Genomic DNA, 16078 nt, shown 5'->3' on the forward strand with positions numbered 1-16078 from the left:
AGCGTTCCCGCCGCGGGCAGGCCTCGAAACGGTGTCCGCGGGCCGCGGTGCGCCGGGCGGCACCCGGCGCCGTGCCGTCCGGTTCAGCCGCAGCCGCACGCGGCGAGCGCGGTCGCCGTCCGGTCGAGCGCCGACTGGGCCGCCGCCGGATCGGTCGTGTCCGCGGTCAGGAAGGCGAAGGCCAGCAGCCGGCCGTCCTCGTCCACGACCGTGCCGGCCAGCGTGTTGACGCCGGTCAGGGTGCCGGTCTTGGCCCGTACGACGCCGGCCGCGCCGTCGCTGTAGCGGGCGCTGAGGGTGCCGGTGAAGCCGGCCACCGGAAGACCGGTGAGAACCGGGCGGAGTTCGGGGTGGGCGGGGTCACCGGCCTTGACCAGCAGGGCCGTCAGCAGGTTCGCGGTCAGCCGGTCGTCGCGGTTCAGACCGCTGCCGTCCTTGAACTCGGCGCCCGTCAGGGGAAGCCCGAGCTTCTGGAGCTGGGCGCGGATCGCCTTCCCGCCGCCGGCGAAGTCGGCGCGCCCGCCGGTCGCGACGGCGGTCTGGCGGGCGAGCGCCTCGGCGATGTCGTTGTCGCTGTTGGTCAGCATCCGCTCGACGACGCTGGACAGCGGCGGCGAGGAGACGGTGGCCAGGGACTCGGCGCGGCCGCTCGCCTTGGACAGGCCGGGCGAAGTCGTCCGGATCCCGGCCGAGTTCAGGAACTCGCCGAACCGGCGGGCCGCGTCGGCCGCCGGGTCGGCCACCCGGGCCACCGGGCCGTGCGTCGAGTCGTCCGTGCGGCCCTCGTCCGCCATCAGGGCGCTGACCTGGGCGATGTTGTCGTTGACGCCGATCGGGTGGGTCGCGGAACCGGCGTAGAGGGTCGTGTCGTACGACAGCGTCACCTGGCTCAGGCCGCGCTTCTTCAGGGCGGCGGCGGTGTCGGCGGCGAGGGCGCGCAGGCTCGCCCAGCCTTCCTTGTCGTCCGCGTGGGCCGTCAGGGTCGGGTCGCCGCCGCCTACCAGGACGACCTCCTTCGTGCCGGGTTCGAGGGCGGTGCGGGTGGTGAAGCGGTGGTCGGCGCCCATCGCGGAGAGCGCGGCGACGGCGGTGGCGATCTTCGTGGTGGAGGCGGGGGTCAGCGCGTCGTCGGCCCCGGTGCCGTACAGGCGCCGGCCGGTGCCGAGGTCGACGACGACGGCGGTGTGCCGGCTGCCGAGCGCCTGGTCGTCCAGGAGCGGGTCCAGGACGTCGGCCACGGACTTCGCGCCCGGCTTGGACTGCACGGCGGTCACGCCGGCGGTGAGGCCGGTCAGCACGGACGGGGCGCTGGGCGCGGGCCGGGGCCCCCGGGCCTGCGTACCGGACGTATCGGACTTACGACCGTGATCTGCGCCACCCGTGCCGTCCAGGGCGGCTGCCCGGTCCCGCTCGGCCGTACGCTGACCGGTGGCGTCCCAGGGCCCGGCGGCGCTCACCACGACGGCGGCCAGCGCAAGACCGGCGGTGGCGGCACCTGCGGTGTACTGCCAGGTCTTCGGCCTGACGGGCCGTGTGACCTGCGGTTTCACGGCCTGTGTCAGCCGTGCGACCCGCGGCCTCACGGCCGTCGCGACCCGTACGAGAGGCGGCTTCACGGCCGTCACTGCTCGCACGAGACGCGGTCGGACGGCGCCCGCGATCCGCACCACATGCGGTCTCGCGGCCTGCCAAGGCCTCAGCTCGGGCACGACCACCAGCCCCTTTCGCGATCACACACCTGCGTGAGGGACACTTAATCACCAGAACTATGTGCTGATCATGGAGGAGCCACCGGTGGAGTTCGACGTCACGATCGAGATCCCGAAGGGTTCGCGGAACAAGTACGAGGTGGACCACGAGACCGGTCGGATCCGACTGGACCGTCGGCTCTTCACCTCGACCAGTTACCCGGCCGACTACGGCTTCGTCGAGAACACCCTCGGCGAGGACGGCGACCCGCTGGACGCGCTGGTCATCCTGGAGGAGCCGACCTTCCCCGGCTGCCTCATCAAGTGCCGTGCCATCGGCATGTTCCGGATGACCGACGAGGCCGGCGGCGACGACAAGCTGCTGTGCGTCCCGGCGTCCGACCCGCGCGTGGAGCACCTGCGCGACATCCACCACGTGTCGGAGTTCGACCGCCTGGAGATCCAGCACTTCTTCGAGGTCTACAAGGACCTGGAGCCCGGCAAGTCCGTCGAGGGCGCCGACTGGGTCGGCCGCACCGAGGCCGAGGCCGAGATCGAGCGGTCCTACAAGCGATTCGAGGACCAGGGCGGCCACTGAGTCCCCTGCCGTCCACGGGCCGTACGCGCACGCGTGCGGCCCGTCGGCATGTCTGTGCGCATACTGGGGCTGGGAAAGGCGTCGTTCAGGGAGCGTTGCGTCAGTGACGGAAGCGGAGGACCGCAAGCCGCAGTCGGACGAGGCGAGGAGCACGTACGAGTCGGAGATCACGTCCGAGTTCGCGATTCCGGAGGGTCTCGCGGTCCCCAAGGGCACCAAGGGCGGTACGGAGTCGGAGACCACGTCCGAGTTCGCCGTCCCCGACGGGCTGGACGTGGCGCAGACGGCGTCCGGTGAGTCCGAGGGCTCGGCCTTCAGCACACCGCGGACCTACAGCGCCCGCAGCGCCCCGCCCGCCTTCACCCCGCCGGTCGGCGTCCCCCGGGTCAGCCTGACCAAGGACGCCCCCTGGCAGGACCGGATGCGCACGATGCTGCGGATGCCGGTGGCCGAGCGGCCCGCGCTGGAGACGGCGCGCAAGGCCGAGGAGGTCGCGCCCGCCGTCCCGCGCGTGCTCGACCTGACCCTGCGCATCGGCGAACTGCTCCTGGCCGGCGGCGAGGGCGCCGAGGACGTGGAGGCGGCGATGTTCGCGGTCTGCCGCTCCTACGGCCTGGACCGCTGCGAGCCGACCGCCACCTTCACCCTGCTGTCGATCTCGTACCAGCCGTCGCTGGTGGACGGGCCGCTGACCGCCTCGCGGACCGTGCGCCGCCGGGGCACCGACTACACCCGGCTGGCGGCCGTCTTCCAGCTCGTGCACGACCTGAGCGACACCGAGAACCACCTCTCCCTGGAGGAGGCCTACCGGCGGCTCGCGGAGATCCGCCGCAACCGGCACCCGTACCCCACCTGGGTGCTCACCTCGGCCGGCGGGCTGCTCGCGGGCGCCGCCTCCGTGCTCGTCGGCGGTGATCTGCTGGTCTTCGTCGCGGCCGCGCTCGGCGCGATGCTCGGCGACCGGCTGGCCTGGCTGTGCGCGGGGCGCGGGCTGCCGGAGTTCTACCAGTTCACGGTGGCCGCGATGCCCCCCGCCGCCATAGGGGTCGCGCTGACGCTGGCGCACGTCGACGTGAAGGCGTCCGCGGTGATCACCGGTGGGCTGTTCGCACTGCTGCCGGGGCGGGCGCTGGTCGCCGGGGTCCAGGACGGTCTGACCGGCTTCTACATCACCGCGGCCGCACGGCTGCTGGAGGTCATGTACCTGTTCGTCGGCATCGTCGTCGGCGTGCTGGTGGTGCTGTACTTCGGCGTGCAGTTCGGCGCCCAGCTCAACCCCGACACGGCGCTCAGCGTCGCCGAGCGGCCGCTGGTCCAGATCGGCGCGTCCATGCTGCTGTGCCTGACCTTCGCGGTGCTGCTCCAGCAGGAACGATCCACCGTGCTGGCGGTGACCCTGAACGGGGGCGTCGCGTGGTCGGTGTACGGCGCGATGCACTACACCGCCGGCATCTCCCCGGTCGCCTCCACGGCCGTGGCGGCGGGCCTGGTGGGGCTGTTCGGACAGTTGCTGTCCCGGTACCGGTTCGCGTCGGCGCTGCCGTACACGACCGCGGCCGTCGGGCCGCTGCTGCCGGGTTCCGCCACGTACTTCGGGCTGCTGTCGATCGCCCAGAACGAGGTCGACAAGGGCGTGGTGTCGCTGACGAAGGCCGCCGCGCTCGCGATGGCCATCGCCATCGGCGTGAACCTGGGGTCGGAGATCTCCCGGCTGTTCCTGCGGGTGCCGGGCGGAGCCACCGGGGGGCGGCTGGCGGCGAAGCGGACCCGCGGCTTCTGACCACCGCGCGCCCGCCGGCCCCGCCTCCTGCCGGGCCCCGCCCCGCGACAGGGGCTCAGCCCTGGTCGTACGGGTACTGGCCGCCCTGCGGGTAGTCCTGCTGGTAGTCCTGTTGCGAGCCGTAGGGCGGCCGACCGTAGCCCTGGCCCTGGCCCTGGGGGTGCTGCTGGGCATAGGGCTGGGGCTGGGGCTGGCCGTAGGGCTGCTGCTGGGGCTGCCGGCCCTGCCCCTGCCCGTACGGCTGCTGGGGCTGGGCGTACTGCTGGCCGCCGTAACCCTGGCTCTGCGGGTGCTGCTGGGCGTAGGGCTGCCGGGGCCGGTCCTGGTACTGGTCGTAGCCCTGGTCCGCGCCTTGGTCGTAGCCCTGGTCCGTGCCCTGGTCGTAGTACCGATCGTGGCCGGGCTGCTGGTGCTGGTGCTGGCTCTGGTGGGGCCGGTCCGCCGGGGGGATGCGGCGCAGCTGGGTCGTCGCGTCGTCCATGGCCGGGGCCTGCTGCTGGAAGGCCTGCTGCGGGAACTCCGGCTCGGCCGGGGCGTCCGCGGCCGCACGCTTCTCCTTGCGGGCCTTGAGGACCTCGATGATCACCGGGATCACGGAGATGAGCACGATCAGGACGAGGATGGCCTCGACGTTGTTCTTGATGAGGTCGATCTGGCCGAGGAAGTAACCCGCGACCGTCACGCCCGTACCCCACATGGCGCCACCGACCACGTTGTACGTGAGGAACGTGCGGTACTGCATGCGGCCGGCGCCCGCGATGATCGGGGCGAAGGTCCGCACGATCGGCACGAAGCGGGCCAGCACGATGGCCTTGGGACCGTAGTTCTCGACGAACTCGTGGGCCTTCTCCAGGTTCTCCTGCTTGAAGAGCTTGGAGTCGGGCCGGCTGAAGAGCTTCGGCCCGAAGAACTTGCCGATCAGGAAGCCGACCTGGTCGCCGAGGACCGCCGCGGCCACGATCAGCGTGCACACCAGCCACAGCGGCTGCTGGATCCACTTGCCGTCCGCGACCAGCAGACCCGCCGTGAACAGCAGCGAGTCGCCGGGCAGGAAGGCGAACAGACCCGACTCGGCGAAGACGATGACCAGGATGCCGATCAGCCCGAAGGTCGAGATCAGGTAGTCCGGGGTAAGCCACTCAGGGCCGAGGGCGAGGGTAGTCACGGGTTCCGGGCTCCTGAGAAGGGGGAGGGCGGTCGGTGCGGCGGCGGGACCGCCCAAAACTATCAACGCTACGCCACGGGACCAGGTTCCCAGGGCTTCCCACAGGATGCACTGTGTGTCCGTCTGGTCAAAGCTGTGAGCATGGGCATCGATGAATACGGAGGCGGCCAGCAGCCCCAGGCTGCCGTTCTGGTCGTGACCACGAACGACGTACCCGGACACCGCGTCCAGCAGGTCATCGGCGAGGTCTTCGGCCTGACCGTGCGCTCCCGGCACCTGGGCAGCCAGATCGGCGCCGGCCTGAAGTCGATGATCGGCGGTGAGCTCAAGGGGCTCACCAAGACGCTCGTGGCGACCCGCAACCAGGCCATGGAACGGCTGGTGGAGCAGGCCCAGGCGCGTGGCGCCAACGCGGTGCTGGCGTTCCGCTTCGACGTCACGGAGGCGGCGGACGCGGGCACCGAGGTGTGCGCCTACGGGACGGCGGTGGTCCTGGCCCCGGAGTGAGACCGGGCCAGGACCCCGGGCCGCTCAGGCGGTGTGCCGGGCCGCGTTCGCGACGATGGCAGCCCTCAGGTGCTCGGCGAGGCCCGGCCGCATCGCGTCGTAGAAGGCCTTGAAGCGCTCGTCGGCGACGTACATCTCGGCGAGGCCCTGGTGCATGTCGTACGGGCACTCGTAGAACCAGGCGCAGATGTGCAGCCGGTGCTCCTCGGCCATGTCCATGGCGCGCTCGCCGGCCGGTGGTTCGCCGGCGGCCATCAGGGCGGCGTAGCGCTCGCTCCAGTCGGCCACCTCGGCCTTCATGCGTTTCCAGTCGTCCTTGGTGTAGCGGGCGGTACGGCGCTGCGACTCGGCGTACGCGCGCGTGCCGCCCCAGCGCTGCTCCGCCTCCTCGGCGTACTGCTCGGGGTCCTTGTCGCCGAAGACCTCGAACCGTTCCTCGGGTGTCAGGCTGATGCCCATCTCGTTCGCCTCCATGGCGTGTTCCACGGCCGCGGCCATCTTCTGCAGCTTCTCGATCCGGGCGGTCAGCAGGTCGTGCTGCCGGCGCAGGTGGGCGCGCGGGTCCGCGGCCGGGTCGTCGAGCAGGGCGGCGACCTCGTCGAGCGGAAAGCCGAGCTCCCGGTAGAACAGGATCCGCTGGAGCCGGTCGAGGTCGCCCTCGCCGTAGCGCCGGTGGCCCGCGTGGCTGCGCTCGCTGGGCACGAGCAGGCCGATGTCGTCGTAGTGGTGCAGCGTGCGCACCGTGACCCCGGCGAACCCCGCGACCTGTCCCACGGAGTAGCTCACTTTCCGCTCCTTTCGTCGGTACGCGCTCCACGGTGCGTCCTCACGTGACGTGAGGTGCAAGCCTGTTCCCCGTACGGTCCGCCGACCGGCTGCCCGGCGACCGTCCGCCAGGGGCGCGCCCAGCCGTGCGCGCCCCTTCCTCGCACGGCGCGCGCCGCGCAACGCGCCGTGCGTACCGAGACGTGCTCCCCGCTCCATGCGATGCGCGCTCCACAGCCGTGCCCCCGCCCGCCCCACATGCCATGTCCGGGATGTTTGAGGTATTACGTCCGCTTATGGTGATCTCGTGGCCCAGGACTCCGCGCAGCAGGCGCCCGACACCTCTCCCGCGGCCCCGCCGCGCGCCCTGTTACCGCTGATCCTGCCCGCTCTCGCCGTGGGTGTGGTGAGCAGCCTGCTGTTCGTCGGCGTGAGCGTCGCGGCCGAGCAGCTCCAGGGCGTCCTGTGGGAGAACCTCCCCGACTCCCTGGGCATCGGCCGCTACTCGGTGCTGTGGATCTTCGTCATGCTCTTCGCGACCGGCATCGCGGTGGGTCTGGTGGTGTGGAAGGTCCCGGGACACGCCGGACCCGACCCGGCCACCATGGGGCTGAACGCCCCCGCGCTGCCGCCCGTCGTCCTGCCCGGCCTGCTGCTGGCGGCGGCCCTGATGCTGGCCGGCGGGCCGAGCCTCGGCCCCGAGAACCCCATCATCGCCGTCAACGTCGGGCTCGCGGTGTGGCTCGGCCACCGATTCCGGCCCGCGCTGCCGGAGCCGCTGTGGATGGCGCTGGCGGAGGCGGCGACTCTCGGCGCCCTGTTCGGCACCCCGGTGGCCGCCGCCCTGGTCATCTCGGAGGCGCTGGCCGGACAGCGGATCAAGGGCCAGCTGTGGGACAACATCTTCGCGCCGCTGGCCGCCGCCGCGGCGGGCGCCCTGACGACCGACCTGGTCCACCAGGCGACCTTCGACCTTCATCTGCCCCCGATCGCCGAGCCGGACGCGGGCGACGTGCTGTCGGCGATCGTCGTCGCGTCGGCGGCCGCGCTGCTCGGCATGGCCGCGGTCTGCGCCTTCCCCCACCTCCACCGCGCCTTCCAGCGGCTGCGGCACCCGATGCTGATGCTCCCGGCGGGCGGGCTCGTCCTCGGGGCGCTGGGGGCCCTGGGCGGGCCGCTGACGCTCTTCAAGGGGCTGGACCAGATCGCGGAGCTGGCGCACGACCCCGAGGGCTGGTCCGCCGGGCAGTTCGCCATGATGACCGTCGTCAAGCTGGCCGCCCTGACCGTCGCCGCCACCTGCGGCTTCCGCGGCGGCCGGATCTTCCCTGCCGTGTTCGTGGGCACCGCCCTCGGCCTGTGCGCCCACGCCCTGGTGCCCGGTGTCCCGGCCGCCGTCGGCGTGGCGTCGGGCGTGCTGGGCATGCTCCTGGCCATCACCCGGCAGGGCTGGGTGAGCCTGTTCACCGCCGCCGTCCTGGTGGCTTCCCCCGTCATCCTCGCGCTGCTGTGCATCGCCTCGCTGCCGGCCTGGCTGCTGGTGACGGGGCGCCCGCAGATGCAGCTGCACAAGGACGGCACCCCGATCCGCTGAACCGTTTCCCCGTCTGGAGGCTCATCCATGGCTCTGCACAAAGGTCCCGAGAAACAAGAACAGCGGCCGATGTCGGTCAACCCCTTCTTCGGCGAGGCGAACCCCGTCGGCGGCATGACCGAGGCGCCGCCCACGCACCGGCTCCCGAACGCCCCCCTGCCCCCGAACACGGCGTACCAGCTGGTGCACGACGAACTGATGCTGGACGGCAACTCCCGGCTGAACCTGGCCACGTTCGTCACCACCTGGATGGAGCCGCAGGCCGGGGTGCTGATGGGCGAGTGCCGGGACAAGAACATGATCGACAAGGACGAGTACCCGCGCACCGCCGAGCTGGAACGGCGCTGTGTGGCGATGCTCGCCGACCTGTGGAACGCGCCGGACCCGTCGGCCGCCGTGGGCTGTTCGACCACGGGCTCCAGCGAGGCGTGCATGCTCGCCGGGATGGCGCTGAAGCGGCGCTGGACAAAGCGCAACGCCGACCGCTACCCAAGCGCCCGCCCGAACCTCGTCATGGGCGTCAACGTCCAGGTCTGCTGGGACAAGTTCTGCAACTTCTGGGAGGTGGAGCCCCGGCTGGTCCCCATGGAGGGCGACCGCTACCACCTCGATCCGCAGGCCGCGGCCGGGCTGTGCGACGAGAACACCATCGGGGTCGTCGGCATCCTGGGCTCCACCTTCGACGGGTCCTACGAGCCGATCGCCGACCTGTGCGCGGCCCTGGACGCCGTCCAGGAGCGCACCGGCCTCGACATCCCGGTGCACGTCGACGGCGCGTCCGGCGGCATGGTGGCACCCTTCCTCGACCCGGACCTGGTGTGGGACTTCCGCCTGCCGCGGGTGGCCTCGATCAACACCTCGGGGCACAAGTACGGGCTGGTCTACCCGGGCGTCGGCTGGGCCCTGTGGCGCGACAAGGAGGTCCTCCCCGAGGAACTGGTCTTCCGCGTCAACTACCTGGGCGGCGACATGCCGACCTTCGCCCTGAACTTCTCCCGGCCCGGCGCCCAGGTCGTCGCGCAGTACTACACGTTCCTGCGGCTGGGCCGCGAGGGTTACCAGGCCGTGCAGCAGAGCACCCGGGACGTGGCCACCGGCCTCTCAGCGCGCGTGGCGGAGCTCGGCGACTTCCGGCTGCTGACCCACGGCGACCAACTGCCCGTCTTCGCCTTCACCACCGCCGACGACGTCAAGGCGTACGACGTCTTCGACGTCTCCCGGCGGCTGCGCGAACACGGCTGGCTGGTGCCCGCCTACACCTTCCCGCCCAACCGCGAGGACCTGTCGGTGATCCGGGTCGTGTGCCGCAACGGCTTCTCGGCGGACCTCGCCGAACTGTTCCTGGAGGACCTGAACCGCCTCCTGCCGGACCTGCGCCGGCAGCCGCATCCGCTGACGCGGGACAAGGACCGGGCGACCGGGTTCCACCACTGACCGGGGCCGACGGCCGGGTTCCACCACTGACCCGGGTCGGGCGACCGGGCTCCACCACTGACCCGGGTCGGGCGACCGGGCTCCACCACAGCCCCGGGGCCCGGCGGCCGGAGTGGTCCCGCCGCCCGGCCCGGGATCCGGCGGGCTCAGCCCCAGGACGCGCCCTGCTCCTGCGCCACCAGTTCGAACGCCGTCTTCCCGTCCAGCGACTCCCGGATGATGTCGGCGTGACCGGCGTGCCGGGCGGTCTCGCGGATCAGGTGCAGGGCCAGCCAGCGCATGGAGACCCGGCCCTCCGGCGGGAACCAGGGGTCGGCGGGGAGGCCGAAGGTGTCGTCGAGGCTCGGCACCGACCGCAGGAACCTCTCCGTCTCCGCGGCGACCCCCTCCCAGTACGCGAGCTGCCCGGCCACGGTCTCGCCGTCGGCCAGCGCGAAGCACTCGTGCCAGTTGGACTCGTCGCGCTTCACCGCGGGCGCCTCGCCCTTGGCCCGGGCGACCCAGCCCTGCTCGACCTCGGCGACGTGCTTGACCAGACCGGCCAGCGACAGCTCACTCGCGCTGGGGCGGGAGTCCGCCTGCTCCTCGGTCAGCCCGAGCACCGACCGCCGGATGCCGCCGCGCTGCTCCGCCAGGAAGGAGAGCAGTGCTCCGCGCTCGTCGCCCTGCGCCTCGGCTCGCACGTGAGTGACCATGACCGGCTGCCTTTCCTCGGTGCGGCGGGGAACCTCTCCCCGCCCGACACCGACGAAGCTACGAGCCAATGCGGTCAGCTTCTGTCCTCGATACCCCGACCCGGCCGAGAAAGGCCCGGGAACCACCGGGAAGCACCAGCCCCTGGAGCGGATCAGGTGATCAGGCCTAGAAGGGGAACGTGCTGCGCCCGTGCTGCACCGAGATCCACTTCAGGGTGGTGAAGGCGTCCAGCGTGGTCTCGCCGTTCAGCCGGCCGATCCCGGAGTGCTTCTCGCCGCCGAAGGGGACGAGCGGCTCGTCGTGGATGGTGCCGTCGTTCACATGGAACATGCCGGTGTCGACCCGCTTGGCGAAGGTGACGCCCCGCTCCACGTCGGCCGTGTGGACGGCGCCGCTCAGACCGTAGGGCGTGTCGTTGACGATGCGGATCGCCTCGTCCTCGCCGTCGAACGGGACCAGCAGGGCGACCGGGCCGAAGATCTCCTTGTGCAGGAGGGAGGAGTCGGCGGGCACGTCCGTGAGGACGGAGGGCTCCACCAGGTTGTCGGTCGTCCCACCGCGTACGAGGACCGTGGCGCCCTCGGCGACGGCCTGGTCGACGGCGGCGGAGATGGCGTGCGCCTGGAGGGAGTTGATGACCGGGCCGATGACCGTCTGCGGATCGCTCGGGTCGCCGGTCTTCAGGGTGCGCACCTTGGCGACGAACTTCTCGGTGAACTCCTCCGCGACCGAGCGGTCCACCAGGACCCGGTTGGCGGCCATGCAGACCTGCCCCTGGTCGACGTACCGGCTGAAGACGGCCGCGTCGACCGCGTAGTCGATGTCGGCGTCGTCGAGGACCACCAGGGCGCTGTTGCCGCCGAGTTCGAGGACCGTGCGCTTGAGCTGGGCGGCGCAGACGGTGGCGATGTGACGGCCGACCTTGTCGGAGCCGGTGAAGGAGATGACCTTCGGGACCGGGTGCTCGATGAAGGCGTCCCCGATCTCGGCGATGTCCGTCAGGACGACGTTCAGCAGACCGCTCGGCAGGCCCGCGTCCTCGAAGATCTTCGCGATCAGCGTGCCGCCGACGACCGGGGTGTCCTGGTGCGGCTTGAGGACGACCGCGTTGCCGAGGGCGAGCGCGGCGGCGACCGGCTTGATGGACAGCAGGAAGGGGAAGTTGAAGGGGCTGATGACGCCCACGACACCGACGGGGACGCGGTAGAGACGGTTCTCCTTGCCGTCCACCGGGGAGGGCAGCAGCCGGCCCTCGGAGCGCAGCGCCAGCTGGGCCGCCTCGCGCAGGAACTCCTTGGCGAGATGGAGCTCGAACCGGGCCTTGAGCCGGGTGCCGCCCAGCTCGGCGGTGATCGCCTCGGTGATCTCCTGCTCGCGCTCCTCGACCAGTCTGAGCGCCCGGTCGAATATGTCCCGGCGGGCGTACGGGTTGATCTCGGCCCATGCTCTCTGGGCCCTGGCGGCCGCGCGATAGGCCTGATCGACCTCGTCGATGGTGGCTATGGTGATCGAGGCCAGCTTCTCGCCGTCGTAGGGGTTGAAGTCGATGATGTCCCAGGAGCCGGTACCGGGGCGCCACTCGCCGTCGATGTACTGCATGGCCAGGTCGGTGAAGCAGGACGCCATGTGATCCTCAATCCCCTTGCCGCCGAAGCAGTCGAGGCAGACACCCGGTCAACCCCCGATCGACTGTTGGTCTGATCACACGTCATCGTACGTGCGAAGCAGGCGAGTTGGAGCGGCCGGAACGGGAAACGCAAGACCGCACGACAAGGTCGAGGGTTATCCCTACGCCGCGCCGGAACGCCCCGGGACGGCCGGAATCCGACGGCGTGGCCCGGGGTCTGTCCGGCGGACAGCCCTCAGGAGAGCTGCAGCAGCCCCCGCAGCAGATCCCGGCTCTCGTCCGGGCCGGGGCTGTCCTGCTGGAGTTCCTTCAGCGCGTGCTCGTACTGGGCGACGTCCTCGCGCTTGTCCAGATACAGCGCACTGGTCAGCTGCTCCAGATAGACGACGTCCGACAGATCGGACTCGGGGAAGCTGAGGATCGTGAAGGCGCCGGACTCGCCGGAGTGCCCGCCGAGGCCGAACGGCATGATCTGGAGCCGCACGTTGGACCGCTCGGAGATCTCGATGAGGTGCTGGAGCTGGTCGCGCATGACCTCGCGGTCGCCGTAGGGGCGGCGCAGGGCGGCCTCGTCCAGGACGATGTGGAAGTCGGGGGCGTTCTCGGAGAAGAGGTATTTCTGCCGCTCCAGGCGCAGCGTCACCCGCCGTTCGACGTCGGCCTCGCTCGCGCCCTTCATACCGCGCCGCACGACCGCGCGGGCGTACGCCTCGGTCTGGAGCAGGCCGTGCACGAACTGCACCTCGTAGGCGCGGATCGCGGACGCGGCACCCTCCAGGCCCACATAGGTGGGGAACCAGCTGGGCAGCACGTCCGAGTAACTGTGCCACCAGCCGGCGACGTTGGCCTCGCGGGCGAGGGCGACGAGCGAGGAGCGCTCCGCCTCGTCCGTGATGCCGTACAGCGTCAGCAGGTCCTCGACGTCCCGCGTCTTGAAGCTCACCCGGCCCAACTCCATCCGGCTGATCTTGGACTCGGAAGCGCGGATGGAGTAGCCCGCGGCCTCGCGGGTGATCCCGCGCGACTCGCGCAGCCGCCTGAGTTGCGAGCCGAGCAGCATGCGCCGCACCACCGATCCTGGCTCTCCCGCGCTCACGTTCGCCAGCCTCCCCAACGTCCTTAGGCGCCGAAGTCTGCCACTAAAACACTCCGAGCAGTACTCGCCCGATTACAGAGACGGAAAGAAGGCAACCCATGCGCACAGGAAGGAGCAAGCAAAGGACAGACGACGGTAGGGACAGGCCGAGAAGATGGCGGAAAAAATGGCCAAGAAGCGGTACGGGCGGGTCCAATTCGGTCACGTGCACGTGCATCTGCCCTTGCATCTGCTGTGCGCATCCGAAACCATGGTCCCGCGCCACCGCTGCATCGCAACGACCGCGAATTCCCGGGAGTGCCTCGCATGGGGACGAATGGATCGACCATGCTCGAGCCGTTACGGCAGGGCCTTCCGCCGCTGGATCCCGCGGCCGTGTCCAGCGCCGCCTCCTGCGCTCTTCCCGCCCGTTACGAGGCGGTGCGCGAGGCCAGACGCTTCACGCGCAGAACCCTCGACCAGTGGGCGATAGACGAACGCTTCGACGACATCTGCCTGGTCGTCTCCGAACTGGTCACCAACGCCCTGCGTCACGCCCTGCCGAACGGCACCGCCTGCGACCCGGAACAGCAGCCGCCCGTACGCCTGCACCTGATGCGCTGGACCGAGCGACTGGTGTGCGCGGTGCGCGATCCCAGCCACGAGAGCCCCGCGACCCGTCCGGCGGACGACTTCTCGGCGGAGTCGGGCCGCGGTCTGTTCCTGGTGGACTCCTTCAGCGACGGCTGGGGCTGGCATCCGCTGGCGGGCACGCTCAACGGCAAGGTGGTCTGGGCGCTGTTCCATCTGCCGCCCCCGGCGGAATGACGAACCGCGGCGCTTCTTGGCGCCGCGGTTCTACGCGCGTTACGTACGCTATGCGCGTTACGGGTCCTACTTGCGTCATGGGTGTCGCGAAGGGGGCACAGCCCCGGCCGCTCCCGGCCGACCCGGACCGTCAGCCGGCGATCAGATGGTCGAACTCGCCGTCCTTGATGCCGAGCAGCATCGCCTCGATCTCGGCCCGCGTGTAGACGAGAGCGGGACCGTCCGGAAACCGCGAGTTCCGCACCGCCACATCACCGCCAGGCAGCCGGGCGAACTCCACGCAGGAGCCCTGCGAGTTGCTGTGTCGGCTCTTCTGCCAGGCCACCCCGTGCAACTGTGTGGCCGCCATGCCGTTGTACACGTCGTACCCCCCGTCAACATCGTGGTCCACAGGTCGCTCCCAGGTGGTGCACTGGCTGGTGTGGCCAATTGATGCAGTAGTCAACAGCCCTGGATCATAGCCGTGTTCATGTGCAGATGCATGGGCAGATGCACGTGCACGCGGGGTGTTCCCGCGATTACAGCTTTGACGACCCCTTTACCGAAGCCGTTACGGCGTCTGCCCCGAAGCCGGCGGGGCATGCGCACGTGCACTAGAGACAGACGCGCGGCGGCGCCCCCGTGTTCCACCATCGACATGATCGTCCGATGGGCAGGATGACGGATCGGTATCGGTCCTGCGGACGGGCATCGTCCGTTCCCTGGCGTAGATGTGGTGTTCCGCTTCTACGACACCGGGACCGTACGCCCTCGACGCCAGGCCCGGGCGCGCGGCGGCCGGAACCACTGGTCCCCGCGGATGACCGGGGAGTCCTCCCCCGGTGCGGGACAAGGCATCGGATCCGGCGCGGAACCGGAGTCCGCTCTTCGCCGGATGCGTGACCGTCCGGCACGCGGACACCGCTGGACGCAGGTCCCGGATCCCCTCCGGCAGTCGGGTGTGGCAACGGTACGTCGACCGGCGGTGCCGCCTCGGAGGGCGCGTCGGAGGCGCGCCGCAGGGCATCGCCTTCCGGCCGTGGGGGTCCCACGGTTTCGGCCATGGAGGCGGAGGTTCCACGCCATGGCTGCGGCCGAAAAGGCCTGTCCTGAAGGCCTCCTGATAGCTTGCTGCGGTCCTCCCGGCCCGCGGGCCGGCCCGCTTACCGCTTGGGAGTTTCCAGTGACTTCGGCGACCTTCTCCCGGCCTTCGCGCGGTGCGGCGCGCGGGGCCTCCCGCCGGCGGATGCGGCTCACCGCCCTGGGCGCCGGGCTCACGGGGGTGCTCGCGCTGAGCGCGTGCGGCGGTGGCGGTGCCACGGACGAGTCCTCGGCGAGCCCGGCGCCCACGGCCACGGCCACGGCGGACACCGGGGGCACCGGCAGGGCGACCGCGGCCGCCGACTCCCTGGAGGGCAGCTGGCTCGCCACGACCGACGGTCAGGCCGTGGCCCTGGTCATCACCGGCAAGCAGGCGGGCCTCTTCGCCACCGGCGGCAGTGTGTGCAGCGGCACCGCGGGCGAGGAGGCCGGGATGCTGATGATCCACCTCAAGTGCACGGACGGCAGCAGCAAGCGGGCCACGGGAATGGTCGACTCCGTCAACAGGACGACGCTGAAGGTCACCTGGCAGGGAGAACTCGGCAAGGAGACTTACACCAGGTCGGAGGGCGGACAGCTGCCCTCGGGGCTGCCCACGGCGAACCTGGGGTCCTGAGCAAAAACGGGGTCGCGCGACAGGACCACCGGTCCATGCGTGATGATCCAGGGGCACCGACACGACCTCAGGGGAACTCATGCGCGCCTTGCCCATCACTGTCACCGCCCTCGCCGCGGCACTGCTGCTCACCGCGTGCGACGGCGGCGGCGGCACCAGTGACGAGAAGACCGCCGGTGGTGGCGCCGCCGGCAACGCGTGCGCGATCGGCAAGGTCGGCCTGGAGGTCGGCCCGGTCAACGCCGCCCCGGCCGCCGGGGACACCGGCAACGTCTCCGTCACCGTGACCAACACCGGATCCGAGTGCACGCTGAACGGCTTCCCGGCCGTCGCCCTCGAGGCCGGCAGCGCCTCCGCCGACGTCCCGAAGGACGAGGCCGCGCAGGCGCAGAAGCTGCCCCTCGCCAAGGACGCGACCGCCTCCTTCACCCTCACCTATGTGCGGGGCGAGGCGGGCGGCGCCAAGAGCTTCGCGGCCGACAGCCTGAAGTTCAGCCTGCCCGGCGCCGACACCACCCACAGCTTCGACTGGACGTACGGCGATGTCGCGCTGAAGGCCGGCACGGACAAGCCGGACGTCTCGGTGAGCGCCTTCCAGCAGGCCGGCGACTGACGGCGGCGGAGG

15 protein-coding genes are annotated in these 16078 nt (G+C 71.0%); 8 read left to right on the forward strand and 7 right to left on the reverse strand.

Annotated elements, in window-relative coordinates; translation table 11 throughout:
* Nucleotides 1-83: 83 nt before the first annotated feature.
* The gene (gene dacB, locus ACZ7OY_RS11800) at nucleotides 84-1715 is read right to left on the reverse strand and encodes a D-alanyl-D-alanine carboxypeptidase/D-alanyl-D-alanine endopeptidase (RefSeq protein WP_471911265.1); all 1632 of its coding nucleotides are present in this window, start codon (nucleotides 1713-1715) and stop codon (nucleotides 84-86) included.
* A gap of 79 nt (nucleotides 1716-1794) precedes the next feature.
* On the opposite strand from dacB, the gene ACZ7OY_RS11805 reads away from it, so the two are divergent.
* Together ACZ7OY_RS11805 and ACZ7OY_RS11810 are read left to right on the forward strand one after the other, a co-directional pair.
* The gene (locus tag ACZ7OY_RS11805) at nucleotides 1795-2286 is read left to right on the forward strand and encodes an inorganic diphosphatase (RefSeq protein ID WP_162468575.1); all 492 of its coding nucleotides are present in this window, start codon (nucleotides 1795-1797) and stop codon (nucleotides 2284-2286) included.
* 103 nt (nucleotides 2287-2389) lie between these two features.
* Nucleotides 2390-4066 carry a threonine/serine exporter family protein gene (locus tag ACZ7OY_RS11810; protein WP_471911266.1) on the forward strand — a complete coding sequence of 559 codons (1677 nt, stop codon included), beginning with the start codon at nucleotides 2390-2392 and terminating at the stop codon, nucleotides 4064-4066.
* Between the two features lie 55 nt (nucleotides 4067-4121).
* Here the strand turns inward: ACZ7OY_RS11810 and ACZ7OY_RS11815 are convergent, their stop codons facing one another.
* Complete coding sequence (locus ACZ7OY_RS11815; RefSeq protein WP_471911267.1) at nucleotides 4122-5231, reverse strand: DedA family protein; 1110 nt, start codon at nucleotides 5229-5231, stop codon at nucleotides 4122-4124.
* A 141-nt stretch (nucleotides 5232-5372) separates the two neighbouring features.
* Between ACZ7OY_RS11815 and ACZ7OY_RS11820 the strand changes: the two genes are divergently transcribed.
* Entirely contained in the window at nucleotides 5373-5738 is a 366-nt protein-coding gene (locus tag ACZ7OY_RS11820) for a YbjQ family protein (protein WP_351615510.1), read from the forward strand.
* 24 nt (nucleotides 5739-5762) lie between these two features.
* Here the strand turns inward: ACZ7OY_RS11820 and ACZ7OY_RS11825 are convergent, their stop codons facing one another.
* Nucleotides 5763-6524 (reverse strand): MerR family transcriptional regulator, encoded by a 762-nt coding sequence (locus ACZ7OY_RS11825; RefSeq protein ID WP_385527605.1) that lies wholly within the window; start codon nucleotides 6522-6524, stop codon nucleotides 5763-5765.
* Between the two features lie 286 nt (nucleotides 6525-6810).
* Between ACZ7OY_RS11825 and ACZ7OY_RS11830 the strand changes: the two genes are divergently transcribed.
* Together ACZ7OY_RS11830 and ACZ7OY_RS11835 are read left to right on the forward strand one after the other, a co-directional pair.
* The gene (locus ACZ7OY_RS11830; RefSeq protein ID WP_471911268.1) at nucleotides 6811-8097 is read left to right on the forward strand and encodes an ion channel protein; all 1287 of its coding nucleotides are present in this window, start codon (nucleotides 6811-6813) and stop codon (nucleotides 8095-8097) included.
* A gap of 27 nt (nucleotides 8098-8124) precedes the next feature.
* Nucleotides 8125-9531 (forward strand): glutamate decarboxylase, encoded by a 1407-nt coding sequence (locus ACZ7OY_RS11835; RefSeq protein WP_471911269.1) that lies wholly within the window; start codon nucleotides 8125-8127, stop codon nucleotides 9529-9531.
* A gap of 146 nt (nucleotides 9532-9677) precedes the next feature.
* Here the strand turns inward: ACZ7OY_RS11835 and ACZ7OY_RS11840 are convergent, their stop codons facing one another.
* The 3 genes from ACZ7OY_RS11840 to ACZ7OY_RS11850 form a co-directional block, all read right to left on the reverse strand.
* A complete protein-coding gene (locus ACZ7OY_RS11840; protein WP_471911270.1) occupies nucleotides 9678-10226 on the reverse strand; it encodes a DinB family protein in 549 nt (182 codons plus the stop codon).
* A 166-nt stretch (nucleotides 10227-10392) separates the two neighbouring features.
* Nucleotides 10393-11853 (reverse strand): aldehyde dehydrogenase family protein, encoded by a 1461-nt coding sequence (locus tag ACZ7OY_RS11845; protein ID WP_471911271.1) that lies wholly within the window; start codon nucleotides 11851-11853, stop codon nucleotides 10393-10395.
* A 236-nt stretch (nucleotides 11854-12089) separates the two neighbouring features.
* On the reverse strand, nucleotides 12090-12914 hold the full coding sequence (locus ACZ7OY_RS11850) for a helix-turn-helix domain-containing protein (protein ID WP_471911666.1): 825 nt from the start codon (nucleotides 12912-12914) through the stop codon (nucleotides 12090-12092).
* Between the two features lie 342 nt (nucleotides 12915-13256).
* Here ACZ7OY_RS11850 and ACZ7OY_RS11855 point away from each other — a divergent pair, with 342 nt between their 5' ends.
* A complete protein-coding gene (locus ACZ7OY_RS11855; protein WP_471911272.1) occupies nucleotides 13257-13757 on the forward strand; it encodes an ATP-binding protein in 501 nt (166 codons plus the stop codon).
* A gap of 130 nt (nucleotides 13758-13887) precedes the next feature.
* Here the strand turns inward: ACZ7OY_RS11855 and ACZ7OY_RS11860 are convergent, their stop codons facing one another.
* The gene (locus ACZ7OY_RS11860) at nucleotides 13888-14148 is read right to left on the reverse strand and encodes a DUF397 domain-containing protein (RefSeq protein WP_351619530.1); all 261 of its coding nucleotides are present in this window, start codon (nucleotides 14146-14148) and stop codon (nucleotides 13888-13890) included.
* Nucleotides 14149-14919: 771 nt separating this feature from the next.
* Between ACZ7OY_RS11860 and ACZ7OY_RS11865 the strand changes: the two genes are divergently transcribed.
* Together ACZ7OY_RS11865 and ACZ7OY_RS11870 are read left to right on the forward strand one after the other, a co-directional pair.
* Nucleotides 14920-15453, forward strand: a complete 534-nt coding sequence (locus ACZ7OY_RS11865; protein WP_471911273.1) for a hypothetical protein — start codon at nucleotides 14920-14922, stop codon at nucleotides 15451-15453.
* A 79-nt stretch (nucleotides 15454-15532) separates the two neighbouring features.
* The gene (locus tag ACZ7OY_RS11870) at nucleotides 15533-16066 is read left to right on the forward strand and encodes a DUF4232 domain-containing protein (protein WP_471911274.1); all 534 of its coding nucleotides are present in this window, start codon (nucleotides 15533-15535) and stop codon (nucleotides 16064-16066) included.
* The last annotated feature ends 12 nt before the right edge of the window (nucleotides 16067-16078 follow it).

This window comes from Streptomyces sp. NPDC107559, assembly GCF_055657365.1.